This window comes from Pseudomonas sp. PME37.24/006, from assembly GCF_055556635.1.
The window spans coordinates 370,766-397,510 of record NZ_JBVHNL010000004.1; the positions used below are offsets into that span (position 1 = coordinate 370,766).

Consider the following 26,745-nt stretch of genomic DNA (forward strand, 5'->3'; position numbering starts at 1 on the left):
TGTTAGAACTTTCGCGGCCCGCGTCTTTCCTAACAGTCTGCTGAAAACTCAGGCGAGGCAGCGGCAACGCCATCGTTTTCAACAGCCTGTTAACTCGGTACCCGTTGACCCAGAGTCCTCCACTGGCCGACAGTACAGCGCCATCACCCGGACGCCCCATCATGGGTCACGATCACCGGGACTGAATTCTTCATCGCGCGATCAGCCAGGATCGGCTCGAGTTGTCGCGTTACCACGGGATGCCTGCATGCTCACTCGCCAGAAAATCAATGCTTCGGTCTCGCCCAAGGGCAGCCTGGAAACCCTCTCCCAGCGTGAAGTCCAGCAATTGCGCGAAACCGGCTCCGGTAGCGTCTACGCGCTGTTCCGCCAATGCGCCCTGGCAATTCTCAACACCGGTTCGCACAGCGACAACGCCAAGACCATCCTCGAGGCCTATCCGGATTTCGAAGTGAAGATCCACCAGCAGGATCGCGGCATCCGCCTGGAGCTGATCAATGCACCGGCCGACGCCTTCGTCGATGGAGAGATGATCGCCAGCACCCGCGAGATGCTGTTCAGCGCTCTGCGCGACATCGTCTACACGCAGAGCGAGCTGGAAAACAAACGCGTCGACGTGGACAGCTCCAGCGGCCTGACCGACTACGTTTTCCACCTGCTGCGCAACGCCCGCACCCTGCGCGCCGGCGCCGAGCCGAAGATGGTGGTGTGCTGGGGCGGCCACTCGATCGACACCGAAGAATACAAATACACCAAGAAAGTTGGCCACGAACTGGGGCTGCGCGCTCTGGACGTGTGCACCGGCTGCGGCCCGGGCGTGATGAAGGGGCCGATGAAAGGCGCCACCATTTCCCACGCCAAGCAACGCATCGTCGGTGCCCGCTACCTGGGGCTGACCGAGCCGGGCATCATCGCCGCCGAGGCGCCGAACCCGATCGTCAACGAGCTGGTGATCCTGCCGGACATCGAAAAGCGCCTGGAAGCCTTCGTGCGCATCGGCCACGGCATCATCATCTTCCCAGGTGGCGCGGGCACGGCAGAAGAGTTTCTCTACCTGCTCGGCATCCTCATGCACCCGGACAACGCCGAGCTGCCCTTCCCCCTCGTGCTGACCGGGCCGAAGAGCGCCGAAGCCTACTTGCAGCAGCTGCACGCCTTCATCGGCGCGACCCTGGGCGTGGAGGCGCAGAACCGCTACGTGCTGATCCCCAATGACCCGGCTGAAGTGGCTCGCCACATGGCGGCTGGTATCAAGGCGGTGAAGCAGTTCCGCCGCGAGCGCAATGATGCCTTCCACTTCAACTGGCTGCTGAAGATCGACGAGAGCTTCCAACATCCCTTCGAACCGACCCACGAAGCCATGGCCAGCCTCAACCTGACCCGCGAGCAGCCGGTGCACGAACTGGCCGCCAACCTGCGTCGCGCCTTCTCGGGCATCGTCGCCGGTAACGTCAAGGACAAAGGCATCCGCCTGATCGAGCAACATGGCCCCTACGAGCTGCGCGGCGACAAGACCATCATGCAACCGCTGGATCGCCTGCTGCAGGCCTTCGTCGAACAGCACCGCATGAAGCTGCCAGGCGGCAGCGCCTACGAGCCGTGCTATCGGGTCGTCAGCTGACAGCGGCACATGCCCGCCGGGTGGACAACGCGACGTATGTCCACCTGAGTCGTAGCCTGGGTTGAGCGAAGCGATACCCGGGTCGGATACCAGGATTCGGGAACCGCGAAGAAGTGTGCGCCCGCACCCCGCACTGGCCGCCACCGACATTAAGTGATAATAATTCTCACATGAATGGCGGCGATCACTGCCGTCGCAACAGGAGAGTTCAATGCCACGCCCTGCTCCCCGTACCCTGCGGGTCATTTCATCCACCCCCGTCACGCCGCACATGCTGCGCATCACCCTGGGCGGCGACGAAATCGACAGCTTTCCAGCCGATCAGGAAAGCGCCTACATCAAGCTGATCTTTCCCGCGCCGGGCAGCGAAAACACGCTGATGCGCACCTACACCGTGCGCCATCAGCGAGCGGAGCAGTTCGACGTGGATTTCGTGCTGCACGATGATGCCGGCCCTGCCTCCCAGTGGGCCAAGGACGCCAGCCCGGGCGACAGCATCGTCGTCGGCGGCCCCGGCCCGAAAAAGCTGGTAGACAACAGCGCGGACTGGTTCCTGGTGATTGGCGACATGACGGCCCTGCCGGCACTCAGCGTCAACCTGGAACAACTGCCGGCTGACGCCCGCGGGCACGCCATCATCGAGGTGATCGACGAACGCGATATCCAGCCGCTGCAACATCCTGCTGGCGTCGAGCTGCACTGGCTGATCAACCCGCATCCCGGCGAAGACAGCCAACTGCTGGTCAGTCGTGTGCGCGAGCTGGCATGGCTGCCAGGCCGACCGAGCATCTGGGCTGCCTGCGAGTTCAGCAGCATGCGTGCCCTGCGCCAGCATTTCAGGGAGGAACGCCAAGTCGAACGCGGCAACCTGTACATCTCCAGCTACTGGAAGCTGGGCAACAGTGAAGATCAGCACAAACTTGCCAAGCGCGAGGATGCCGACGCCCTGGCCGATTGATCCACATCATCCCTCGCCGCGGAGTACGGGAAAGCCCGTATTCCGCCCGGTCGGCGGCAAGTTGTGCCGATTCTCACCAATCCTGTTACACTCGGGCCTTCCCGCCAGGCTTGCGCCCGGATGCTGACCCCAGAGGCCAGCAGTACCGGACGGGATTGCGCGCCCCACGTGCGATTCAAGCCAGGCACTACACCTATAGGGCCACGCCCTCACCAGACAGGATTGCACATGTCCTTTGCCTCCCTCGGTCTCTCCGAGGCTTTAGTCCGTGCGGTCGAAGCCGCCGGCTACACCCAGCCTACTCCGGTGCAACAGCGGGCCATCCCCGCCGCGTTGCAAGGTCGCGACCTGATGGTGGCGGCCCAGACGGGTACAGGTAAGACAGGCGGTTTCGCACTGCCGATCCTCGAGCGACTGTTCCCGAACGGTCACCCGGATCGCGAACAACGCCACGGCCCAAAACAACCGCGCGTACTGGTGCTCACGCCCACCCGCGAACTGGCCGCCCAGGTGCATGACAGCTTCAAGCTGTATGCCCGTGATTTGAAATTCGTCAGTGCCTGCATCTTCGGAGGCGTTGGCATGAACCCGCAGGTACAGGCGCTGGCGAAAGGCGTCGACGTACTGGTGGCCTGCCCCGGTCGACTGCTAGACTTGGCTAACCAGCGCGCTATCGACCTGTCGCACGTAGAAATCCTCGTCCTGGACGAAGCCGACCGCATGCTCGACATGGGCTTTATCCATGACGTGAAAAAGGTGCTGGCCAAGCTCCCTACGCAGCGTCAGAACCTGCTGTTCTCGGCGACCTTCTCGAAGGACATCACCGACCTGGCTGGCAAGCTACTGCACAACCCAGAGCGCATCGAAGTCACGCCACCGAACACCACGGTCGAGCGTATCGAGCAGCGTGTATTCCGCCTGCAGGCCAGCCACAAGCGTGCCCTGCTCGCTCACCTGATCACCGCTGGCGCCTGGGAACAGGTTCTGGTGTTCACCCGTACCAAGCACGGCGCCAACCGCCTGGCCGAGTACCTGGACAAGCACGGCCTGCCCGCTGTGGCGATCCATGGCAACAAGAGCCAGAACGCTCGTACCAAGGCCCTGGCCGACTTCAAGGCGAACAAGGTTCGTATCCTGGTCGCCACCGACATCGCTGCACGCGGCCTGGACATCGACCAGTTGCCCCACGTGGTCAACTTCGAGCTGCCCAACGTCGAAGAAGATTACGTGCACCGTATCGGCCGTACTGGCCGTGCCGGGCGTAGCGGTGAAGCGATCTCCCTGGTTGCTCCGGACGAAGAGAAACTGCTCAAGGGCATCGAGCGGATGACCAAGCAGAAGATCGCCGACGGTGATCAACTGGGCTTCGACGCCAGTAAGGTCGAGGCAGAACGCCCGGAAGTGCGTGAACCGCAGAAACCACGACCACCTCGCGGCGCCAAGCCAGAAGGCGGCGGTCGCAAGGACAAGGGTAAGGATGGCGGCAAAGCCAAGACCCAGAGCAAAGCCAGACCGGCTCGCGAGCAACAACCTCGTGGCACGGCCCGCGCCAGCGCACCGGCCGTGCCTGCATTGCCTCCGGATCGCGCCCCCGATGAGTTCCGCGACGACGAGATCGACAACTTCGGCAACCGTGCCGACTACGTGAGCCCGAACCAGAACAATGGTCAGGGTCGCGGCCGCCGCCCCGGCGCTGCCGCTAGCGGCCCAAGCGCCAGCAACGGCGTTGGCCAGGGCCCTCGCGGTCAAGGCCAAGGCCCACGCAGCGGTGGCGGCGCTGCCGGTGCTGGTGCCGGTAAACGACAAGGTCAGGGACAGGGCGCCGGTAAAGGCCGCAGCGGTACGGGTAACCGTGGTCGTGGCCAACAGCGCGATACCACGACCTCGCTCAATCGTGATGAGCTGCCACGTCAGGAGCCAGCCGTGCGCAGCAGCCACGACAAGCAGCCCGTCATCGTGCACAAGAGCTCACGCAGCGATCGCCTGCCGACGCCCGAGCAGCTCGACCAGCTACAAAGCAGCCGCCCACGCGGCGAGAAGCCTGCCCTGCTGACCCGCAATCGCGACAGCTGAGCACTGGCTCATTGAAAACGCCGGCCTAGTGCCGGCGTTTTCATTTGTGCGGCCCAGACTTTTCACGTCGCAGGGTACAAGCCAGGAAAACAGGGCACAAAAAAACGCCGACTCAAGCGTCGGCGTTTTTCATGCAGCGCTCAGGCTTACTTACGTACGCCTTCCACGGAGATGATCAGCTCGACTTCCTGCGAAGCCGGGCCCAGATCCTTCTCGATGTTGAAGTCTTTCAGCTTCAACTTGGTGCTGCCTTCGAAGCCGGCACGGTAACCGCCCCACGGATCGTCGCCCTGACCCAGGAACTTGGCCGCGATGACTACCGGCTTGGTCACGCCGTTGAGGGTCAGGTTGCCGGTGATATCAGCGGTATCCTTGCCAGTCGATTTGACGGCGGTGGACGCGAAGGTTGCAGTCGGGTTCTTGCTGACGTTGAGGAAGTCGGCACTGCGGATGTGCTTGTCGCGCTCAGCGTGGTTGGTGTCGACGCTTTCGGTCTTCAGGGTAACGTTGACCTTGCTGGCTTCCGGGCTCTTCTCGTCGTAGCTGAAGCTGCCGTCGAAATCCTTGAACGTACCGTACAGCCAGCTGTAGCCCAGGTGGCTGATCTTGAAATTGACGAAGGCGTGTTGGCCTTGCTTGTCGATGGCGTAGTCAGCAGCCATTGCATGGCCAGCGCCCAACAGTGCGGTGCCCAGTGCCAGTGCAGCGAAAGTCTTCTTCAACATGGGAATTCCTTGAGAGATGAAATGAACGGCATTGCGGTGCAATGCCGAAACAGCTGAAGGATCAACGTCCGAAGATACGCAACAACGTGCGATCACGGTCGATGAAGTGGTGTTTAAGTGCAGCCAGACCATGCAGGACAGCAAAAATCACGATAGCCCAGGCCAGGTACTCGTGGATCAAACCGGCGACATCCCCCTGATTGGGGATGCTGGTCACGCTTGCCGGTACATCGAACAGCCCGAACACGCTGATCGGACGGCCATCGGCCGTGGAGATCAGGTAGCCGGAAATCATCAGCACGAACAGGCCGAGATAGAGAAAACTGTGGCCCAGCTTGCTGGCCACTCGCGTCAGCCGACCATGCTCAGGGAGCGCCGGTGGCGGCGGGCTGATCCAGCGCCATAACAAACGGGCAGCCATGACGATGAAAAGTAGGATGCCGATGCTCTTGTGAATATTCGGTGCAGTCTGGTACCAGCCACTGTAATAGCTAAGCCCGACCATCCAGAAGCCAAGCGCGAACAGACCGAATACGGCAATGGCGACCAGCCAATGCAGGGAGACGCTGACAAGACCGTAACGAAACGTTGAATTACGCCACTGCATGGCCTGATTCCAGAATGTAAGAGAACAGAGATTAGCAACAAACCTATCGACTTAAAGCAGAAATTGTTGCTTTGAAATATCGATAAAGGCGATATCTCCATGCGAATAAGCGGCGCAACCAGATTAGTGAAACGCCCACTGACAGAGTTCAACACCACCTACGCGAGCGGTTGATTGGCGGTGATCAACGGCCGCCGACCTGCATCTGGTAGGCTTGCCCGCTGATGATTGGGAGAGCACGTCGATGAGTAACCAACACTGGATGCAGCGTGACCTGGAAGTTCTCTGGCACCCCTGTACGCAGATGAAGGATCACGAGCGGCTGCCGCTTATTCCCATCCGGCGTGGTGAAGGCGTCTGGCTGGAAGACTTCGAGGGCAAGCGTTACCTGGATGCGGTCAGTTCCTGGTGGGTAAACGTCTTCGGCCATGGCAATCCGCGTATCGGCGAACGCATCAAGGCGCAAGTCGATACGCTTGAACACGTGATGCTGGCGGGCTTCAGCCATCAACCCGTGATCGAGCTGTCCGAGCGTCTGGTGCGCATTACGCCAGAAGGCCTGAACCGCGTGTTCTACGCTGACAACGGCTCCTCGGGGATCGAAGTGGCGCTGAAGATGAGCTTCCATTACTGGCTCAACAGCGGCAAGCCGGCGAAGAAACGCTTCATCACCCTGAGCAACAGTTATCACGGCGAAACAGTGGCCGCGATGTCGGTGGGCGACGTGGCGTTGTTCACCGATACCTACAAGGCGCTGCTGCTCGATACTCTCAAGGTGCCCAGCCCGGACTGTTACCTGCGCCCGGACGGCGTGAGCTGGGAAGACCACTCGCGGACGATGTTCGCGGCGATGGAGCAAACCCTGGCCGATCATCACCACGAAGTCGCGGCGGTGATCGTCGAGCCGCTGATCCAGGGCGCGGGCGGTATGCGCATGTATCACCCCATCTACCTGACTCTGCTAAGCGAAGCCTGCGACCGTTATGGCGTGCACCTGATCCATGACGAGATCGCCGTCGGCTTTGGCCGCACCGGCACCATGTTCGCCTGCGAGCAGGCGGGCATCACGCCGGATTTCCTGGTGCTGTCGAAGGCACTCACCGGCGGCTACCTGCCGATGGCAGCGGTATTGACCACCGATGATGTCTACAGCGCCTTCTACGACGATTACGCCACCCTGCGCGCCTTTCTCCACTCGCATACCTACACCGGCAACCCGCTGGCTTGTGCGGCGGCCCTGGCGACGCTGGATATCTTTGAAGAGGACGGCGTGATCGAGGCCAACAAGGCGCTGGCCACACGTATGGCCAGCGCCACTGCACATTTGGTCGATCATCCGCATGTGGCTGAGGTACGCCAGACCGGTATGGCCCTGGCCATCGAAATGGTTCAAGACAAGGCTGGCAAGGTTGCCTACCCCTGGCAGGAGCGACGCGGCCTGCAGGTGTATCAGCACGCCCTGACCCGCGGTGCGTTGCTAAGGCCGCTGGGCAGCGTGGTGTATTTCCTGCCGCCCTACGTGATCACCGAAGAGCAGATCGACTTTCTTGCCGAAGTCGCCAGTGAAGGTATCGATCTGGCCACCCGTACCTCGGTCAGCGTGGCCACCGGCGATACCCGTTACCCGGGCTTTCGCGACCCGGGCTGAGCAATGCGGCAGGCGGGTTTTTCCCGCCTGCCATCATGTCGCCCTCAGAGCACGCTCAGCGGATATTCGACGATGAAGCGCACCTGGTCGGAGTCCACATCCGAAGTTCCGGAGATGCGGTGCGTCGCCTGACGCAGACGGAACTTGAGATCCTTGGCCGCGCCACTCTGCACCACGTACTGGACGTTCACGTCACGCTCCCAGTGCTTCTCGTTGTCGGCGTAATAGGCGTAGGGACTGGACGCATCCATCTTGCTGCCATCGACATTGTCGCCACGAATGTACGAGACGTAGAACGACAGCCCAGGCACCCCGTAACTGGCCAGATCCATGGCGTAGGTGGCCCGCCAGGAGCGCTCACCCGGCCCATTGAAGTCCACCAGCTGCGAAGAGTTGGCCAGGTAGATGGAATCCTGCGCGCCGCCGCCACCGAGCGTCAGGTAGTCGAATGGCTGATCGCCATGAACCCGCTGGTGGGCAATGGTGAAGGTGTGTGCGCCCACGGAGTAGGCGGTTGCCAGCGACCAGGCGGTGACGTCGATGTCGCCAGCCACGGACTTGCCCTCGTCCAGCGTACGGTAGATGTTGAAATCAAAATTCAGTGCCTGCTCGTCACTGAGCGGCAGGTTGTAGATGGCATTGCCGTAGTACTGACGCCACAGGTCTTCATAGCGCGAGGCGTAGGCGCTGAAGCTCAAGGCATCGGTGGCTACCCAATTGGCCCCCAGATAATCGACATTGCCGCCTTCCACACCCGGCGCGTAGGTACTGTAGAAGCCGTCGCGACTACCGGCCTGATTGAAATCCTTGGACGACGTGAAATGACCGGCGTCAATGATCAGCCCGTCGATCTCGGCGCTGGTCAGCTGGAAACCGGTGGCGGTGGCGGGTACCAGGCGGGCATCGGCAACCGCGATGACCGGGTTGTAGGGGCGCAGTTGGCCGTACTTGAGCTCCGAATTGGAGAGACGCATTTTCACCGCGCCGCCCAGAGTGCCGAATTCATCGTCGGCACGCCCGGTGGACGAATCCACCGGCAGCAGCCCAGATCCCGAGCGTCCGCGACCACTGTCCAGCTTGATGCCCATGTAGGCATTCAGATCGACACCGAAGCCGACGGTGCCCTGCGTGTAGCCCGAGCTGTAATTCAGATGAAAGCCCTGGCCCCATTCACGATTGTCCTGGGCGCCCGTGGCGTGGCGATCCATGTGCCAGTAGACGTTGCGAGCAAGCAGATCCAGCGTGCTGTCTTCGAGAAACCCTTTGGATTCGGCCTGGCTTGCCTGAGCGGTGGAAATGGCCAGAACGCTGGCGCTTAGCGCCATCAACGATAATCCGGTACGTTGCACTTTCATTATTATTCCCTATGCGTGGAATGTGTCGGCGGATACTCCGCCCTTGGAACGGGGCAGGCTGCAGCGCCCACGACGATGCACGGCAACAGGTCTCCCCAGCCTGACGTGCGTACGTGTGAGCCACCTACCCCTTTAATCAGCCCTGCCGTGTTGAAGCCCCCCGGGAATGCAGCCCGGGAACAGAGCCGTTCTCTTTTTACCCTAGGGCTTATCGGCGCCTTACCGCAACCCCTGCACCAGCCGAAGCAGCCCTGATTGGTGTGTGCCAGCCCCCTCTAATACGCCCCACCGCACGGTCTGTAGCCGCCCAGGGAAAATTTGCCGACCTGCAGAAAAAACCTCAGGCGGTTATGCTTGCCCACCCACAGCCATACCCATTACCGCCATGCGCCTCTCTCGCTTTTTTATCGACGCCCCTCTTGCCCTCGGCCAACACGAGTTGCCGGAAGCCCAGGCCCACTACATTGGCCGCGTGCTACGTCATTCAGCGGGCGATGCGGTGCAACTGTTCGATGGCAGCGGGCAGGAGTTTCGCGGCGAGCTGATCGAAGTCGGCAAGAAAGTGGTGCGTGTCGAGCTAAACGAACAATTTGACGGGCAGCCCGAATCACCGTTGCACATCCATTTGGGGCAGGGACTTTCCCGTGGCGAACGTATGGATTGGGCTATCCAGAAAGCCACCGAACTCGGCGCCCAGGTCATCAGCCCGATCATCAGCGCGCGCTGCGAGGTGCGTCTGAAAGATGAGCGCGCCGACAAACGCATGGCCCATTGGCGTCAGGTAGCGATCAGCGCCTGCGAGCAATGCGGGCGTTCCGTGATCCCACTGATCCATTCACCCATTACCCTCGACGAGTGGCTGCGACAAAACCAGGCCGACCTGAAACTGGTACTGCACCCGGTCGCCGAGCCGCTGACCAGCCATGCCAGACCACAGTCGCTGGCTTTTCTGATTGGCCCCGAAGGTGGTCTGAGCGACGCAGAAGTCGAACATGCGCAGAACGCCGGCTTCCAGGCTGCGCGCCTAGGGCCGCGGGTGCTGCGTACGGAAACGGCCCCCGTGGCAGCACTGGCGATAGCCCAGCATCTATGGGGCGATTACTGAGCACTGACGCACCGCTCACTTTATCAATCACAGGGCTGTCGCTTTGACAGCACCCGGTTGCAGCCGCTATGAATCAATGGCGACAAAACCACAAAAAACGTCTGGCCAAATGGGTATGATCGCGCGGTCAGAGTCGGCACGCTGTGGGTGCCTGATGAGAGGCGAAACCATGAAAGATCGCTATTCGCGCACCCAGATCAGCCTGCACTGGCTCACTGCCGTGCTGGTGCTCTGCACGCTGTTCCTTCCCTATGGTCAGGATCTGGTCGCCGACTTGCTCGGCGGTACGGGCGGCGTGTTCACTCTGCATAAATCTCTGGGGCTGACCATTCTGCTGCTTACCGTGCTGCGCCTACTGGTACGCGCTCGCCACGGTACACCACACCTGCTGCGCGATAGCCCAGCCTGGCAGCGCCGCGCGGCCAAGACTGGTCACCTCGCACTCTACTTGCTGCTACTGCTGATGCCACTGAGCGGCCTGCTATTCGGCAGACGGCCCGTGGAACTGTTCTGGCTGGTGCAGATCGACCCGCTGCCCCTTTCCGACGCAGCACGGGCACTCGCCCGTCAGTTCCACCTGACGGCCAAATACCTGTTGTTCGCACTGATACTCGGCCACACCTTCATCGCGCTCTGGCACCACTATCGACTGCGCGATGGCGTGCTCAAGGCGATGCTACCCCGCCGCGGCTGATACCCGCCCTGCGACTCGTTAAGCAGCCTGTCGGCCGGGTAACGCTCGGTAATCTCGTCGCCTTCAATAGGCTAGCGAGCGGCGACACTTAATTATGAGTCTTAGCGAGAAAGAGCAGACGATCTATCACCTGGCGTAAGCCTGACTAGATCAGCTCGGCGTCGGCAAGCAGCTGTTCCAGCCCTTCCAGGTCAGGGATGCGCAGCACCATGTCGTCCACCTTGACCGCAGCTAACTCCAAAGGCGCCAACGGCACATCCGCCCGTGGCAGATCCTCTGCAACCCGCAGCGAACGCGGAATACCCTGTACCAACAAGGCGATGAACTTGACGTTCGCACGCCCGCCCAACGCATTGAGAATAGCGATCCGTGGGCTATCACCGACGACCGCCTGGCCACCGGACGCCGCCTCGAACGACAGCAGTGGCAAGCTCAGGTCACGCCAGGCCACCTGACCGAGAAACCAACTGGGCAGGCCATGCATGGCTGGCGGGGCGCGGTAGGGAACCAGCTCGGCTACGGCCACGTTGGGCAGCAGCAGCGTGCGATCGGCCAGCGGCACGACCAGACCGGTCAGGCTGCTGACGCTGTTCTGGGTAACGACGGCTTGGCTCATGAAAAAATCCTGTTATGCAGCGAAAATCAATGAAGGGAAGCCGAAGCCTATCAACGGCACTGCTCGGCGAGGTAGTCGACCAACGCAGCGGCTAGCTCTCGCGGGTCAGCACTGAAGCTGCTGTAGCCACCCTCGCGCAGACTATCGGGCATGCTCGAGCACACGCAGCTGTCGGCACGCTGCGTCCAGATCACCCCACCCTGGCGTTTTACGTAGGCGGCTGCCGCGCTGCCATCGCTGCCCATACCGCTGAAGGCAATAACACCACTGCACGCAGCGTAGTGCTGGGCAAGGTTGAGCATCATCTGGTCGATCGACGGACTGTAAGGATCCGGCCAAGGGCGATCCGTGACCTGTAGATCGCCGTCATCGCTGAAGGTCAGCTCGTTACTGACCGGCACCACCACCACCTCGCCGCAGCGCACACTGTCGCCTGCGCGCACGGTACCGACACGCCACTGGCTGTGACGGCCGACGGCCTGGGGCAGCGTCGTTTCAAAGCTGGGATCGATATGCTGGGCGTAAAGGAAACCCACTGGCAGACCACCGGGCAATGCATCGAGAAAGGCTTTTACCGCCGCTGGGCCGCCAAGCGACGCCGCCAGCAACCAGACCTGCTTGGCCGGCTCACCAGCTTGAAGGGGCGTATTGGCCAGTACCGATGGCAACTCTATGCGCCCAGGGCGCTGCGTTTCAGCGAGCAGACCATCCAGGCTGGCACCCGCTGATAAAGCTGGATCACCCACCAGCTTTTTCAACTTCCCAACCAGGCGGCGCTCCCAGCGCGGATAGTGCTCAGAGCTGCGCTCAGGCGCATGGCCTTCACCGAACAGTACCGGCACAGAGGAGTCCGCCATCAGTGCATCGATCAATGGCAGATCATCGGACTGCGCCAGGTCGACCACCCACAGCTCGGCCTCGCACGCCCGCAGCGCTGCATCGTCAAGGCGCGCCGGATCGCTATTGAGTACCACCTGATAACCATTGCTGCTCAACGCCTGCTGCAGCACATGGCGCTGCAGCGACGTGTCGGCAATCACGGCGATACGGGCCGCGCTGCGCTCGCTCATGAACGCTTGGTCCATTTTTCGATAGCGCCCAGCAACAGCGATTCCTGATACGGCTTGCCGAGGTATTCGTTGACACCAATGCTCATCGCACGCTCTCGGTGTTTCTCACCGGTACGCGAGGTAATCATGATGATCGGCAGATCCTTCAGTCCTTCGTCGTGGCGAATCAGGTTGGCGACCTCGAAACCATCCATCCGCGGCATCTCGATATCCAACAACATGATGTCGGGGCGATGTTCCTGAAGCTGGGCGATAGCGTCGACCCCGTCCTTGGCAGTCAGCACGTTCATGCCGTTACGCTCCAGCAGGCGACTGGTAACCTTGCGTACTGTCACCGAGTCATCCACCACCATGACCAACGTTGGACGCTCCACCTCAACCTCAGGGACGGCACCAAAGTCGGCCGACAGCCGTGGCCGAACCAAGTGCTGCAAGTGCGCATGCAATTCACGGATGGTCGCCAGTAGATCGAGAATCACCACCACGCGACCGTCACCGAGAATGGTCGCGCCGGAAATACCGTGCACGGCGGCGAACTGCGGCCCCATGCTCTTCACCACAATTTCTCGCGAGCCCGCCAGGGAGTCCACCTGAACGGCGACCGCGTGCTCACTGGAGCGCACCAGAATGACCGGCAGTGGCAGGCTCTGGCCAACCAGTTTGGGATGCTGCCCGTTATTGAGTAGATCACCCAGATAACGCAGTTCGTAGGCCTGACCGGCATACTCGAAGCGCGGGGCGTCCGGCCCGTAGTAGGCCTCCAGCTCATAAGGCGACACCCGCACGATACCTTCGATGGTGTTCAGCGGAATGGCGTACAAATCCTCGCCGGACAGCACCATCAACGCACGGTTGACCGACACGGTGAACGGCAAGCGGATGCGGAATGTAGTGCCCTGGCCTGCCGTGGAGTCGATGCTCATGGAGCCACCGAGCTGCTTGACCTCGGCATTGACGACGTCCATACCGACACCACGCCCGGAAATCTGCGTGACCTTCTCGGCCGTGGAGAACCCTGCCTCAAGGATGAACTGTAGAATCTCGTGCTCGCTAAGGTCGGAGCCGACATCCATCAGGCCCCGCTCGATGGCCTTACGGCGTACCGCATCAAGGTTGATCCCGGCACCGTCATCACTGAGAGTCAGTACGATATCACCGCCTTCGCGGGTAAGGCCCAGGCGGATATTGCCCTGCTCTGGCTTGCCGGCCTCACGGCGTGCGGCGGCGCCTTCAATGCCGTGGTCAACGGCGTTGCGCAGCATGTGCTCAAGCGGTGCAACGATGCGTTCGAGCACCGTACGATCCATCTCGCCGTCAGCGTTGCCGACGATGAATTCGACTTGTTTGCCCAGCTCGCTGGCGACCTGCCGGACGATACGCCGCAGGCGCGGCACCAGGCGGTCGAAAGGCACCATGCGCGTACGCATGAGGCCTTCCTGCAGTTCGGTGTTGACTCGCGCCTGTTGCAGTAACAGGGTTTCCGCATCGCGGTTACGCGAGGCCAGGGTTTCCTTCAAGTCCAGCAAGTCGGACGCCGACTCGAAGAGTGCACGCGAAAGTTGCTGCAACTGCGAATGGCGATCCATTTCCAGCGGGTCGAAATCTTCGTATCCCGCCCGCTCGGCCTCGGCCTGATAGCGGCTGAGAATCTGCGCCTGAGTCTCGGTATCGAGGCGGCGCAACTGATCGCGCACCCGGTCGATGGTCGCTTCCATCTCGCTCAGGGTGAAACCGAAGTCGCTGACCTGCTGCTCGACACGGCCGCGGAAGATCGAGGTTTCACCGGCCAGGTTGACCAGCCCCTCAAGCAGATCCGCCGGGACCTTGACCAGCTCCTGCGGGGCACGGCGAGATGCAGCCTCTTCAGCGGCTACCTCGGCACGCTGTACGAAGGGCAACACACGGCGCTGCGACTGCGCAGCGGGCTGCTCGCTAGCCGCAACGATGGAGGTCAGCGCACGAGCGGTAACGGGCTCCGGCTCGGCCGGGCGCTCGTCCAGCGGCTGTTGCTGCAGGCGCAGACGCAACTCGTCGAGGTTCTTCTGCAAGCCTTCGAAACCGGACTGCACATCGAGGTACAAACTTTCCGGCCAGGGCGCGCCCTGCGTCTGGGCTTCAGTCAGGTGCTGCTCAAGGTCATGGCTCAGGTCACCCAGGTGTTTCTGACCTGCCAACCGTGCACCGCCTTTCAGTGTGTGCAACACGCGCAGTAGGTCATCGATGGCGCTGGCGTCATCACGGCGTTCTTCCCAACGACCGATCCCCGCCTCCATGGCTTCGAGCAGCTCGTCGGCTTCCTCGAGGAAGATATCGAGAATGTCCTCCTCGGTATCGAACGCTTCGTCCTGAACGGCACGCAGCGGTACCGCTGTGGGCATGCTCAGTTGTTCATCGGGGTTGGCGCGCAGCCGGCGAATGGTTTCGATCAGTTCGTCGCCACCAGGTATCGGCCGATGAGCACGGACAGCATCGAGCATTTCCGCCAGGCGGTCATGGCAAGCCTGGAGCAGCTCGAACAGCATTGGGCTGGCGCGCAGGCGGCCATTGCCAAGATCCTCATAGAGGAATTCCAGCTCATGAGCCAGGTCACCAATCTCGCGGATTTCGGCCATCCGCGCACCACCCTTGAGGGTGTGCAGATCACGCTGTAGAGACTCCAGATCGAGGCTGTTGTCGACGTCGTCCATCCAGTGCGACAGCGCTGCACCGGCACTGTCGATGATGTCGAAGCCTTCTTCGAGGAATATTTCCACCAGCTCGGGGTCACGATTGTCGTCCACCGGGACCTGCTGCAACGACGGTGCTGGGGTCGTGATGTCAGCCCCGCTCAGTGGCTCGATGAGCGGTTCGTCAACTACCGGTGCCTCAGCAACCGGCACGCTGTCCGGCTGCGTACCCGGCACCTTGATCAGCTCGGGCAACACTGGCACGTCGGGCTCTACGGACTGTTCATCCTGCCCGCCACGCTGACGGAACTGGCGAATTGCCGCGACCAGCTCATCCGCATGCTGCGCGGGCTGACGCTGTTGCAGGCTGTTGAGCATGGTGACCAGAAAGGCATGACCCTGCTGCAGGCTGTCGGTAACGATGGGGGATACGCCATAACGACGATCCACAAGGCCCTCGTAAAGCGCTTCGAGCTCATGGGCCAGCTCGCTGATCGGGGCTATCCCGGCCATGCTCGCGCCACCCTTGAGGGTATGCAGGTCACGTTGTAGCGAGGACAGCGCGGTACGGTTTTCCGGCTCCGCCAACCAGCGCTCCAGGGCGCGACCGGCACTGTCGAGAATGTCCACGGCCTCTTCGAGGAAGATAGACACCAACTCATCATCGGCTGCGTCTACTGACGGTGCCGATTCGCTGACTTCATCATTGGCCGCGTCGACGACCAGCGACTCTTCAAGAGCACGAGTGGCTTCATCGAGCTCGACGATTTGCAGGCCGGACACGTCACCCGACAACAGGGCCAGCTTGGCGGGATCAAGGGCTTCGCCGAGCAGCGCACGCAAGGCGGCGACACGCTCGGGACTGGAGCTGACTTCCAAACCTGCAGCGACCTGATCCATCATGCTGACCAGCGCTTCATGAGCCTGCTCGGCTTCATCGAAGAACCGCTCGCTGACGGCCAGGCTACCCTCTTCCACTGCGCCGTACAGATCGAGCAATGCCTCGCACAGCTCGTCGATCTGCGGCAGTTCGGCCATCTCCGCACCACGGCCAAGGGTGGTCAGCTCCTCCAGCAGCGCACTGAGTTCCTGCCGCTCGGACGGATGCTCGCGCCAGCTGCGCAGCAGATCTTCGGCGTCCAACAGGATGTCCATACCTTCGGCGAGGAAGATACTGATCAACTGAGGGTCGCGGCTTTCGCCTTGCATGTCCTGACGCTGGTTCTCGGCGTGTTCGAGGCGTTTGTTGTGTAGCTGCCGCACTCGCTCCAGGTAATCATCGATACCAGGAAGCGGCCGCAGCGGGTCGCTTTCCAACTGCGCCAGACCTTGGCCGAATAGCCCCTGCGCCTCGACGAGTACTTCGGCCTCGGCCAGATCCAACGGCAGCAGGTTGGCCTTGAATTCCTTGACCATCTTCTCCAGCGGCGCGGCGACTTCCGCCATCGGCAGGATTCCGGCCATGTAGGCGCTGCCTTTGAGCGTGTGCAGAGCGCGTTGCAGGTCATCGGTCACCGGCTGCGGCAGTTCCCGAGCGCAATCGTCGAGAAACGCAGACAAGGTTTCGAGGTGGGATTGCGCCTCGTTGCGGAAAATCTCCAGCAACTGCGGATCCAGCACTTCACTCTCTTCGATTACCGGCGCGGCAGCCTCGATCTCGCCCGCGGGCTCGGCTACCGCAGCAGCCGGGGCGTCATGCTTTGGGAGGTTCAGCCCCTTGGCCAGCGCATGAGCATTGGCGGCAAGACGGTCGACATCATCACGCTGACGCTGGGCCTGGGCGGCAAACTCGTCAACCAGTTCCGGCATCAAGGCAACGACCTGGCCGATCACCTGCTGTACCTCGGCACCCGGCTGGATGCTACGGTCGAGCACGCGATTGAGCAGGTTCTCGATCGACCAGGCCAGCTCGCCGATAACCAGTGCACGCACCATGCGACCACTGCCCTTGAGGGTGTGGAAGGCGCGCCGCACTTCGATTAGAGCGTCCTTGTCCTCGGTATTGGTAGACCAGCGCGGCAGGAACTCGGCGATGGTTTCCAGCACTTCGCCCGCTTCTTCGATAAAGACTTCACGCAGCTCTTCATCAATAGGTTCTTCGTCAGCGGGGGGCGGCAGCAGGCTCGGTGGCACATCCAGAGCGGGCGGGTTGATAGCCTGCACGGGAGCGGCCATCACATCGGCCATCGAGATGGCTTTCTCCGCCGCTGGCTCTGCAGCCGCGACGGGCTCGGGCATGCCGGGCAGTTCGACTTCCGGCAGTTGCAGATCCGCCAGGTCGACTTCATCCCACTGCACGTCGCCGTCTGCGTTGAGCTGCAGCGATTCGAGATCGAGCGGCTGGTCTTGGAAGCCCTCGGAGGGCAGATCCAGAAGTGGCAATTCATTGGCAGGAGGGTCGATATCGACCAGATCCAACCGGGTCTCCAATTCCTCGAGCGACCACAACGTGTCGTCTGCAGCGCCTTGTGGCTGTTGCAGATCAGGTGTTTGCGATTGGGCTGTCGGTTGTTCTTCGAGATCGAACGACCAGTCGTCATCAGCCAACGACGGCTTTCGATCCGCGGCAGGCAGAGCGTCGAGCTCGCCAAGATCCACAGGCTCGGCTGCAGATAGCGGCGCGTCATCCAGGGTCAAGGGCGCGCGAGCAGTCTCGTCGACGAGCAGATCACTGTCGTCCAGTGACCAGCTGTCGTCGGCGACCGACGCCTTCGCATCGGCGTATGGGTCTTCGTCCCGTTCGCCAAAGTCGATGGTCTCCAGAGCAGCCTCGGGCTCGACAGAAAGCGTTGCCTGAGGCAGCTCGTCGCTGTCCTTCGGCCAGTGGCTGTCGGCCACCGGTGCCTGCGCGTCAGCGTACGGATAATCAGTTTGCTCGTCCGATTCGGTGAGTTGCGTAGCGGGCGACTGCGCCACCTCGGGCTCAACGGAGAAAGGCGCCAGAGGCTGTGCGTCATCGCTCTGCGGCCAGCTGTCGTCGGCCACCGATGGGCTGCCGTCGGCAGGCGAAGCTGTGGTGGGCTCGCCAAACTCGAGCGACTGGTCATCGGCTACAGGCGCTTCGGCGCTCTGCGGCTCTTCGTAATGGGGTGAGGATTGATCTGCGACAGCGCTATCGAGAGCTGGTGCGGCTAGCACGTCAATGTCGTGCAGCGGGTCATCGAGCGGCGCGGGCTCTTCCTCGCCCGGCGCGGCATCGAGAATCGATGGTTTTTCCTGCAGTGGGTAGCCAAGAGCGGCGAGGCTTTCTTCGGCGACATCGAGAATCAGGTCGCCCTGGGTCGCGTGATCCTCGGAGAGGCGCTCCAGGTAATATTCGACGCTGGTGATGGCGTCGGCCAGGGTATCGAGGCTCTGCCAGTTCGGCACTGCTTTGCGAGCCAGCAGTTGCTCCTGGATATAACGGTTGCAGGCATTGAGCAGTGCGGCGGCACGCGCCAGCGGAATCATTGCCAGCCCGCCGCGCACCTGGGTCAACAGCTCCGGCACACGGGCCAGGTGCTCGTGATTCCACTGCGAGGCGATGAATTCGATGATCGCGTCCTTGGCCTGTTCCAGGCCATTACGCGCTTCCTTGATCACCAGTTGGTGAATCTGCCCCACATCGGTGGTGGGCAGATGACTTTCTTCACGCTTGGCGCTGTCGTTTTGACCGACCATGCCGGTCAGTGTCGCCTCGACGTACAGCAGCGCACCGGCCACATCCATCAGCACCGCATCGCTGGGTTCCTGGGCACCCTGAGCCAGGGCACGAACCACATCAAGCTGGTCGACGATAACCTTGCGCGGCTGAGCGAAACCCAGCACGGCGAGGGTATCGGCGATCTGCTTGAGCGGTACCAACAGGGCGTCCAGATCCGCGACCTGCGCGCGGTCACTGCGCACGAACAGATCGAGGCTGTCCTTGACCCGCACCAACTCTTCGCAGAGCGCGCCAACCACCGAACGCATCGCATCGCGATCCGGACCAGCCAGACGGGCACGCTCCTCATCGACGACATCGTGGTCAGGCAACGCATCATCAAGGCTGTAGCGGTCACGCAGCACGCGATTGCGCGGTGACTGCGACGATGCCTTGGCTACATAAAACAGCAGATTCTTGGTGAGTTCGTCCGGCGCGGGCTGGTTGATACCGTCGGCGCCCTGTTCGGCCAGACGTTTGAGTTCTTTGTCTACCTGGCGCAATAGGGTACGCACGGACGTACCGTTGGCCACGCTGCCATTGGAAAGCCCTTCGACGACGCCCGAGGCAATCTGCCAGAGCGACTCCTGGGGCGAGTCCTTGCACAAGGTTTCCAGGCGCGCGAAAACACGTGCCATATAGCCGAGGTTAGTGGGTAGATCCTGCTGACGGATCACGCCAACCAGTGCAACCTGAAGCATCTGCCGCAACTTGCGTAGCAGTGCAGGCAACTCGGCGGTACGCAGCTGGGTCAACGACTCCGGCGACAATGCGACGGCCCGAGCGGACAGATCGGGAGAGAACAGGCTGGTTTCCGACAGCAGCTTCTCGCCCCGCGCAGCGCGCAGGTCGTTGAGCAGCGGCAGTACCACCATCGGCAGGTCACGACGGGCGGTCTGGATACGATCCAGATAAACCGGCAGTTGCAGGATCGCCTGCATCAGCACTTCCAGAGCCTCGCCCTGGTTGGTCACGCGACCGTCGATCAGCGCCTGCGACAGGTGCTCCATTTCCTCGGCGAGCAATGCCGCGCCGAAGAACTCGACCATCTGCAGAGTGCCGTGAACCTGATGCACATAGGTCTGGCAGAAACGCATGCGCGTCGAATCCTGCGGATTCTCGACGAACGCCTCCAGAGCCTGTCGCGCCTGCTTCAGGGTTTCTGCGATTTCGCCCTTGACCCACTCCAGGGCGACATAGTCGTGCCGATCACCCATACACACTCCGTCTCTTAGCCCTTGCGGGTATACGCCAGCACTCGCTCATCGGCCACCGGAAGCATGTCCGGGTGCTGCCAACCGACCACCTCGCCCACTCCGACCACCAGCAAGCCCCCAGGCGCCAGGCACTCGGCCAGGCGGTTGAGGATCTCGCGGCGCCGCCAGCGGCGAAAATAAATCAGCAAGTTCTGGCAAAAAATAACGTCCATGCCGGTCATTGGCGCTTTATCCAACTCCAGCACATTGAGCTTGGCGCAACACAATCGCGCGGCCAGCTCTGGTAACACCTTGAAGCGTCCATCGGCCTGCTGCTGGAAATAACGCTCGCGCAGACTTTCATCCATCTGTTGCAACCGGCGCACGTCGTACAGCCCCTCTCGCGCCTTACTCAGAGCACTACGGCTGATGTCGGTGCCGGTGACACCGAACAACCCTTCAGCGCCCAGTACCTCACTGGCACCAATGGCCAGCGAGTAGGGTTCTTCACCACTGGAGCAACCCACGCTCCAGATCGCCAGCGGTGCATCCAGCCCTTGTTCGTCGCGGCGGGCGACATAGGCTTCGTACACCTCGAACGAGGGCGGATGCCGGTAGAAGCGGGTTTCCTGTACGGTCAGCCGATCCAGCAGATTCGCCCACTCCACCGCTCCGCGCGGGCCGTCCGTGACTTGCCGGTAATAGCTGGCGTAATCACTGATGCCCAGTTCGCGCATGCGGGTGCTGAGGTTGGTCTGCAGGAAGATCCGGCGCTGCTCGTTTAACACCATGCCGAGCCGCGACTCCAGCAACTGTTGCCAGTCGCTGAACTCCGTGGCGGACATGTCCGCCAACGGTTGCAGGGCCCAGACGCCTGACTGCATGTCGTGCACCTCGCTCACGCCTACGTCTGCCGCGCAGCGCATCGTTCAATGCGCCGCCCGGCAGTCGATCAGGCCTGCTCGCCGTCTTGTGGCAGGGTGAAGCCGGATACCGAGTTACGCATCTCACTGGCCATCTTGGCCAGGTTACCAATGCTCTTGGCGGTGGCCGTGGTACCGGACGACGTCTGCGAGGTGATCTCCTGAATCACGTTCATGGTGTTGGAGATGTGGCCAGCGGACGACGCCTGCTGACGTGCAGCGTTGGAAATGTTCTGGATGAGCGCCGCGAGGGTCTTGGATACCTTCTCGATCTCTTCCAGTGCCACACCCGCATCCTGTGCCAGTCGAGCACCACGTACCACTTCGGAGGTGGTCTGCTCCATGGAGATAACGGCTTCGTTGGTGTCGGTCTGAATGGTCTTTACCAACGCCTCGATCTGCTTGGTCGCGCCCGACGAACGTTCTGCGAGGCGCTGTACCTCGTCCGCTACCACGGCGAAGCCTCGGCCTGCATCACCGGCCATGGAGGCCTGGATCGCGGCGTTCAGTGCGAGGATGTTGGTCTGGTCGGCGATGTCGTTGATGAGGCTTACGATGTCACCGATCTCCTGGGACGATTCACCGAGGCGTTTGATCCGCTTCGAGGTGTCCTGGATCTGCTCACGGATGTTATCCATGCCGGTGATGGTGTTGTGTACGACTTCGTTGCCCTTGTTGGCGATGGCTACGGAACGTTCCGCTACCGCGGAGGACTCCGAGGCGTTCGCCGATACTTGGTCAATCGACACGGCCATTTCGTTGATCGCCGCGGAAGCACCGGCGATTTCCTGAGCCTGGTGCTCGGAAGCCTCGGCCAGGTGCATGGCCGTAGCCTGAGTTTCCTGGGCAGCGCCCGCTACCTGAACGGCGGTCAGGTTGATCGTGGCTACCAGGTCACGCAACTGGTCGATGGAGTAGTTGATGGAGTCGGCGATGGCACCGGTGAAGTCTTCGGTTACCGTCGCGGCTACCGTCAAGTCGCCGTCGGCGAGGTCGGCGATCTCATCGAGCAGACGCAGAATCGCAGTCTGGTTGCGTTCGTTCTTCTCGGCGGTTTCGGCGAGACGGCGGTTGGTCTCACGCACCATCACCAAACCGATGATCAGAATCGAGCCCAGGGCCAGGGCACCCAGTACGTAGCCGGCGACAGTGTTCAGAGAGCGACTGCCCGCCAGGCCTTCGAAGCCTTCGGACAGCGTGGATGCCTTATCCAACAGGGTTTGCGACAGGGTGAAGATGGTGTTGGCCGATTCACGAACCTGGAACAGCTCTGGCGAGGTTTCCAGAATCTCGTCCACGGAACCGGAAACGAATTCGAACAGCTCGGAAATTTCCGCCAAGCGCTCGAGGGCTTCCTGGTCGCTCACCTTGGCGATTTCCATCGCCGCGTTACCTTCCTGCATGGCGCTGAGTACACGGCCGAACAGGCTGGCATCACGACCGAACATGTCGGCGGCCTGTACCGAATCCTGATCACCGGCCAGCACTTTATTCACCGAACCGAGAATCCGCTCGGCTAACAACGACTGACGCTGTGCCACCGAAACCTGGGCAGCCGGGGCACCACTTTCCAGCAGGATGTCGACAACCTCTTCGTACTCGACCTGCAACTGAGGGATGGTTTCCGCCAGCGTGGCGGCAACCTGGTGCAGCGACAGAACGGTCTGTTCGCTGGTCAGGATGGCATCGGCGTTCTGACGCAAACCGTCCCAGTCCTGCTGCACGGCAGCCATTTGTTCCTGAACCGCTGCAGGCGCTGCCGGCAGACCACTTTGCGCATTGCCGTCGGTCAGGTAAGACCAACGTTGCTCGAAGTCGTTACGCGCATCGCGCAGCAATGCGAAAGCGGCGGGTGTACCCGTGGCAGCTTCGGTGGCGTTCTTGGCGATACGTTGAGACAGCACGCGCAGCTCACCCGCGTGACCGATGTACTCGGTATCGTAGTTACTCTGCGTATTAACGTACGCAAAGTTGGCGAACAGCATCACGATCGAGATGATCAGGGCGACGAACAGCCCCGCCACGAGTGCACCAACACGTGTCCCCGCCAGCACATTGTTTGAGACTACTTTTTTCATTATCTGACCCCCGCCTGGGCCCTACCGCACTTCGAATTCCATATAACGTCAGAAGGCTGGCTAAGCCGCCCCCACCGAAAAGCTCTCAAAACGCAACGTCGATAAACTCTGGAGCCTGTGCCAGCGCGTGAGGGCTGAACACCAGCCAGGGCTGCTCGCGCTGAAACACACCATGAATGAACGGCTGAATGGCCGACTCGAGCGGTGGCAGCTGCTCGGAGAAGGTATCCACCGCGAAATGCTGCATACCGAACACCTCATCGACCGTTAGGCCGGCGAAGATGTCCTGATGGTCGACCACCAATACCCGTCGTTGCTTGCGCAGCGGTGACAGCTCACTGCCGAAGAAACCGCACAGATCCATCACCGGCAGCAATCGCCCACGCACGTTGGCCACGCCCTTGACCCAGCTCTTCACGCCCGGTAGCAAGGTATGTCGCGGCTCGTGCAGCACCTCACCGACCTCCCCCATCGGTGCGACAAACAGACGTTCGCCCATACGAAAACCAATACCACTCCAGGTCTGCACCGCGACCTTTTGCGATGGCAAACCAGCCGCAACCGTACGGCAGCGCTGCTCGATACCGAGAAGAATCTGAAAAGGGGTGCGTGTCTCTGACATGCCTGCCGTGACCTTCTTTTTATGCCGCCGTGCTGCCCGGCCTCAGCCGGCCAGCACCGCGTTCAGGGTTTTCAGCAGAGTAGCTTCATCTACCGGCTTGGTCAGGTAATCCTTGGCGCCTTGGCGTTTGCCCCAGACCTTGTCGGTTTCCTGATCTTTAGTGGTGATGATGACCACCGGAATGTGGCTGGTCTCGGCATCCTTGGTCAGTTGCCGAGTCGCTTGAAAACCGTTGAGCCCAGGCATGACGATGTCCATCAGCACTGCGTCAGGCTTTTCCTGGCGCGCCAGAGCAACACCATCGGCACCATTTTCGGCCTTGAGTACCTGATGCCCGTGCTTTTCCAGCATGGCGGTCAGCTTGTACATTTCGGTCGGCGAGTCATCAACAATCAGAATTCGAGCCATGATGTTTCCCAATACATGAAGAAGAGGCGTTTTGGCGTCAGCCGGACATCACGATGCTTGTTCGACCGGTGAGAAATTCGGCACATGGGTCTTGATTGCGCCGAGCAACTCTTCCTTGCTGAAAGGCTTGGTCAGATATTGATCAGAACCAACAATTCGCCCCTTGGCCTTGTCGAACAGGCCGTCCTTGGACGACAGCATGATAACTGGCGTGGACTTGAAGGCACTGTTGTTCTTGATCAGGGCACAGGTCTGATAGCCATCGAGACGCGGCATCATGATGTCGACGAAAATGATGTTCGGATGGGTGTCGGCAATCTTCGCCAGAGCATCGAAGCCGTCCACCGCCGTGATCACCTCACAACCCACCTTTTTCAGCAAGGTTTCCGCTGTACGACGAATCGTTTTCGAATCGTCGATCACCATCACCCTCAAACCTTCGGAATGCTGTTCCATGTCTGCCCTGCCACCACTTCGGTGAGTCGTTGTGTTACGCCATATACAGTGTGCCCGAGGCCCTGAAACCAATGGGCCCGGCCTATCGCAGGGCCTTTTTAGCACACTCTCCCCATGCAAGCTATCAGCCCGGTTTTCCTTGACCGCCGGGCCCGGTCAGCGCCAACCTTGGCGCCATCCCTTTACCTCTGCGGCTGCTTTTTCACCGCCCTTCACGGAGACACCCCAATGAGCGTTCGCCTCGGCATCGTCATGGATCCCATCACGCAGATTTCCTACAAGAAGGACAGCTCGCTGGCCATGTTGCTGGCTGCCCAGGCTCGCGGCTGGAGCCTCTTCTATATGGAGCAGAAGGATCTCTACCAGGCCGCGGGTATTGCCCGGGGCCGTACACGCCCCCTTCAGGTATTCGCCGATCCGCAACGCTGGTTCGAGCTCGGCGAAGAGCAGGATCTACCGCTGGCCGAGCTGGATGTGATCCTGATGCGCAAGGATCCGCCCTTTGATAACGAATTCGTTTATTCCACCTACCTGCTCGAGCAGGCCGAAGAAGCCGGCACGCTGATCGTCAACCGACCTCAGAGCCTGCGCGACTGCAACGAGAAATACTTCGCCACCCGGTTTCCGACGCTCACGCCGGAAACGATTGTCAGCCGAAGACCCGACATTCTCCGCGATTTTGCGCAGCAGCACCGTGACATCATTCTCAAACCCCTCGATGGTATGGGCGGTTCGATGATCTTTCGTCACCGCGAAGGCGATCCAAATCTGTCGGTAATCCTCGAAGCCCTGACCGCCCACGGCAGCCAGCAGATCATGGCGCAGCGCTACCTGCCGGCCATTCTCGACGGTGACAAGCGCATTCTGATGATAGACGGTGAGCCGGTGCCTTATTGCCTGGCGCGTATTCCTGCCAGCGGCGAGACCCGTGGCAACCTGGCTGCCGGCGGTCGCGGCGAAGCCCGCCCACTCAGCGACCGCGACCGTGAAATCGCTGCGGCGGTCGGCCCCAGCCTGCGTGAGCGCGGCCTACTGTTCGTCGGCCTGGACGTGATCGGCGACCGCCTTACCGAGATCAACGTCACCAGCCCGACCTGCATCCGCGAGATCGATGCCGCCTTCGGTACACGCATCGGCGAACAGTTGATGGACAAGATTGCCGAAAAGCTCAATGCGCGGAGTGCTTCATAGACTTTTATCAGACGCCTCGGCAGACTGCGCGGCAACCTAGGGTCTGCTGACGTTTCAGCACGGCCGTGCCAAAACGTTGATAGACCCTGACGACCGATTAGATGAACGCAGCAGCCACCCCACCCGATATCACACCCTCCGGCGTTCGCCCGGCGGATCGCCTGGGGTTTACCCTGTTCCTCGCGGCCGTGCTGCATGCTGCGCTGATCCTCGGCGTGGGCTTCACCTTCATCGAACCTGGGCAGATCAGCAAAACCCTGGAAATCACTCTGTCCACCTTCAAGAGCGATGAAAAGCCCAAGGAGGCGGACTTCCTCGCTCAGGACAACCAGCAGGGCAGCGGCACCCTGGAGAAAAAGGCAGCGCCCACCACCACCGAACAGGCGCAGTTCCAGGACACCGAAGTACGCAAAGTAACGCCTGCGGCCGCTCCACCACCACCCGCAGTCGAGCCGCAAGCGCCAAAGGCGGTCGTCACCAGCAAAGCGCCCCAGCCCCAAAAAGCACCCGCCAAACGCGAGGAAAGCAAGCCCACACCGCCGGCACCGACTGCGCCCGCCTTCGACAGCGCTCAACTCTCTGCCGAAATCGCCAGCCTGGAGGCCGAGCTGTCCAACGAGGTGCAGCAGTATGCCAAGCGGCCAAAAATCCACCGTATCAACGCCGCCTCGACCATGCGCGACAAGGGCGCCTGGTACAAGGACGAATGGCGCAAGAAGGTCGAGCGCGTTGGCAACCTAAATTATCCGGACGATGCGCGACGCCAGCAGATTCACGGCAGCCTGAGACTGCTGGTATCGATCAACCGCGACGGTAGCCTGTATGAAGTACTGGTACTGGAATCGTCCGGCCAACAGGTACTCGACCAGGCCGCCATGCGCATCGTCCGCCTGGCCGCGCCTTACGCACCCTTCACCGGCGACCTGGCCGACATCGATCGCCTGGAAATCATCCGCACCTGGCGCTTCGAGCGTGGCGATCGCCTGTCAAGCAACTGAGCGCGCACGCCTATCACCCGAAGGTGCTTTTTGGCTATGCGCCCCCGGCCGCA

General features: G+C 61.3%; 19 protein-coding genes. 8 read left to right on the forward strand and 11 right to left on the reverse strand.

The window, feature by feature from the left end; translation table 11 throughout:
- Positions 1 to 247 precede the first annotated feature (247 nt).
- The 3 genes from ppnN (at position 248) to rhlE2 (ending at position 4,652) form a co-directional block, all read left to right on the forward strand.
- The gene (ppnN, locus tag ACZ3GY_RS17840) at positions 248 to 1,621 is read left to right on the forward strand and encodes a nucleotide 5'-monophosphate nucleosidase PpnN (RefSeq protein WP_225837516.1); all 1,374 of its coding nucleotides are present in this window, start codon (positions 248 to 250) and stop codon (positions 1,619 to 1,621) included.
- 211 nt (positions 1,622 to 1,832) lie between these two features.
- Positions 1,833 to 2,579, forward strand: a complete 747-nt coding sequence (locus ACZ3GY_RS17845; RefSeq protein WP_465911362.1) for a siderophore-interacting protein — start codon at positions 1,833 to 1,835, stop codon at positions 2,577 to 2,579.
- A gap of 228 nt (positions 2,580 to 2,807) precedes the next feature.
- Positions 2,808 to 4,652, forward strand: a complete 1,845-nt coding sequence (gene rhlE2, locus ACZ3GY_RS17850) for an RNA helicase RhlE2 (RefSeq protein ID WP_465911363.1) — start codon at positions 2,808 to 2,810, stop codon at positions 4,650 to 4,652.
- Between the two features lie 146 nt (positions 4,653 to 4,798).
- Here the strand turns inward: rhlE2 and ACZ3GY_RS17855 are convergent, their stop codons facing one another.
- Positions 4,799 to 5,377 (reverse strand): YceI family protein, encoded by a 579-nt coding sequence (locus ACZ3GY_RS17855; RefSeq protein ID WP_463562655.1) that lies wholly within the window; start codon positions 5,375 to 5,377, stop codon positions 4,799 to 4,801.
- A 61-nt stretch (positions 5,378 to 5,438) separates the two neighbouring features.
- A complete protein-coding gene (locus ACZ3GY_RS17860) occupies positions 5,439 to 5,984 on the reverse strand; it encodes a cytochrome b (protein ID WP_463562656.1) in 546 nt (181 codons plus the stop codon).
- Between the two features lie 244 nt (positions 5,985 to 6,228).
- Between ACZ3GY_RS17860 and ACZ3GY_RS17865 the strand changes: the two genes are divergently transcribed.
- A complete protein-coding gene (locus ACZ3GY_RS17865) occupies positions 6,229 to 7,632 on the forward strand; it encodes an adenosylmethionine--8-amino-7-oxononanoate transaminase (protein WP_465911364.1) in 1,404 nt (467 codons plus the stop codon).
- 44 nt (positions 7,633 to 7,676) lie between these two features.
- Here ACZ3GY_RS17865 and ACZ3GY_RS17870 read toward each other — a convergent pair whose 3' ends face one another.
- Positions 7,677 to 8,987, reverse strand: a complete 1,311-nt coding sequence (locus ACZ3GY_RS17870) for an OprD family porin (RefSeq protein ID WP_463562658.1) — start codon at positions 8,985 to 8,987, stop codon at positions 7,677 to 7,679.
- Positions 8,988 to 9,372: 385 nt separating this feature from the next.
- Here ACZ3GY_RS17870 and ACZ3GY_RS17875 point away from each other — a divergent pair, with 385 nt between their 5' ends.
- Positions 9,373 to 10,092 (forward strand): 16S rRNA (uracil(1498)-N(3))-methyltransferase, encoded by a 720-nt coding sequence (locus ACZ3GY_RS17875; protein ID WP_465911366.1) that lies wholly within the window; start codon positions 9,373 to 9,375, stop codon positions 10,090 to 10,092.
- 169 nt (positions 10,093 to 10,261) lie between these two features.
- Positions 10,262 to 10,786, forward strand: coding sequence for a cytochrome b (locus tag ACZ3GY_RS17880; RefSeq protein WP_465911367.1), 525 nt, complete (start codon positions 10,262 to 10,264; stop codon positions 10,784 to 10,786).
- A gap of 145 nt (positions 10,787 to 10,931) precedes the next feature.
- On the opposite strand, the gene ACZ3GY_RS17885 is transcribed toward ACZ3GY_RS17880, so the two are convergent.
- From ACZ3GY_RS17885 to pilG, 8 genes are all read right to left on the reverse strand, one after another.
- Positions 10,932 to 11,402 carry a chemotaxis protein CheW gene (locus ACZ3GY_RS17885; protein WP_463562661.1) on the reverse strand — a complete coding sequence of 157 codons (471 nt, stop codon included), beginning with the start codon at positions 11,400 to 11,402 and terminating at the stop codon, positions 10,932 to 10,934.
- 50 nt (positions 11,403 to 11,452) lie between these two features.
- A complete protein-coding gene (locus ACZ3GY_RS17890) occupies positions 11,453 to 12,472 on the reverse strand; it encodes a chemotaxis protein CheB (RefSeq protein WP_465911368.1) in 1,020 nt (339 codons plus the stop codon).
- A complete protein-coding gene (locus ACZ3GY_RS17895) occupies positions 12,469 to 20,037 on the reverse strand; it encodes an Hpt domain-containing protein (protein ID WP_465911369.1) in 7,569 nt (2,522 codons plus the stop codon). The genes ACZ3GY_RS17890 and ACZ3GY_RS17895 overlap by 4 nt, the downstream gene beginning before the upstream one ends.
- 14 nt (positions 20,038 to 20,051) lie before the next feature.
- Entirely contained in the window at positions 20,052 to 20,900 is an 849-nt protein-coding gene (locus tag ACZ3GY_RS17900; RefSeq protein WP_465911370.1) for a CheR family methyltransferase, read from the reverse strand.
- A 68-nt stretch (positions 20,901 to 20,968) separates the two neighbouring features.
- The gene (locus ACZ3GY_RS17905; RefSeq protein WP_463566156.1) at positions 20,969 to 23,017 is read right to left on the reverse strand and encodes a methyl-accepting chemotaxis protein; all 2,049 of its coding nucleotides are present in this window, start codon (positions 23,015 to 23,017) and stop codon (positions 20,969 to 20,971) included.
- Positions 23,018 to 23,102: 85 nt separating this feature from the next.
- Complete coding sequence (locus tag ACZ3GY_RS17910; RefSeq protein WP_465911371.1) at positions 23,103 to 23,639, reverse strand: chemotaxis protein CheW; 537 nt, start codon at positions 23,637 to 23,639, stop codon at positions 23,103 to 23,105.
- A gap of 42 nt (positions 23,640 to 23,681) precedes the next feature.
- Positions 23,682 to 24,047: a twitching motility response regulator PilH gene (gene pilH / locus ACZ3GY_RS17915; RefSeq protein ID WP_225837492.1), complete on the reverse strand. Its 366-nt coding sequence runs from the start codon at positions 24,045 to 24,047 to the stop codon at positions 23,682 to 23,684.
- Positions 24,048 to 24,095: 48 nt separating this feature from the next.
- Positions 24,096 to 24,503 carry a twitching motility response regulator PilG gene (gene pilG / locus ACZ3GY_RS17920; protein WP_225837490.1) on the reverse strand — a complete coding sequence of 136 codons (408 nt, stop codon included), beginning with the start codon at positions 24,501 to 24,503 and terminating at the stop codon, positions 24,096 to 24,098.
- 228 nt (positions 24,504 to 24,731) lie between these two features.
- Between pilG and gshB the strand changes: the two genes are divergently transcribed.
- Both gshB and ACZ3GY_RS17930 read left to right on the forward strand, forming a co-directional pair.
- Positions 24,732 to 25,694 carry a glutathione synthase gene (gshB, locus tag ACZ3GY_RS17925; protein WP_465911374.1) on the forward strand — a complete coding sequence of 321 codons (963 nt, stop codon included), beginning with the start codon at positions 24,732 to 24,734 and terminating at the stop codon, positions 25,692 to 25,694.
- Positions 25,695 to 25,795: 101 nt separating this feature from the next.
- Positions 25,796 to 26,692 (forward strand): energy transducer TonB, encoded by an 897-nt coding sequence (locus ACZ3GY_RS17930; protein ID WP_465911375.1) that lies wholly within the window; start codon positions 25,796 to 25,798, stop codon positions 26,690 to 26,692.
- The last annotated feature ends 53 nt before the right edge of the window (positions 26,693 to 26,745 follow it).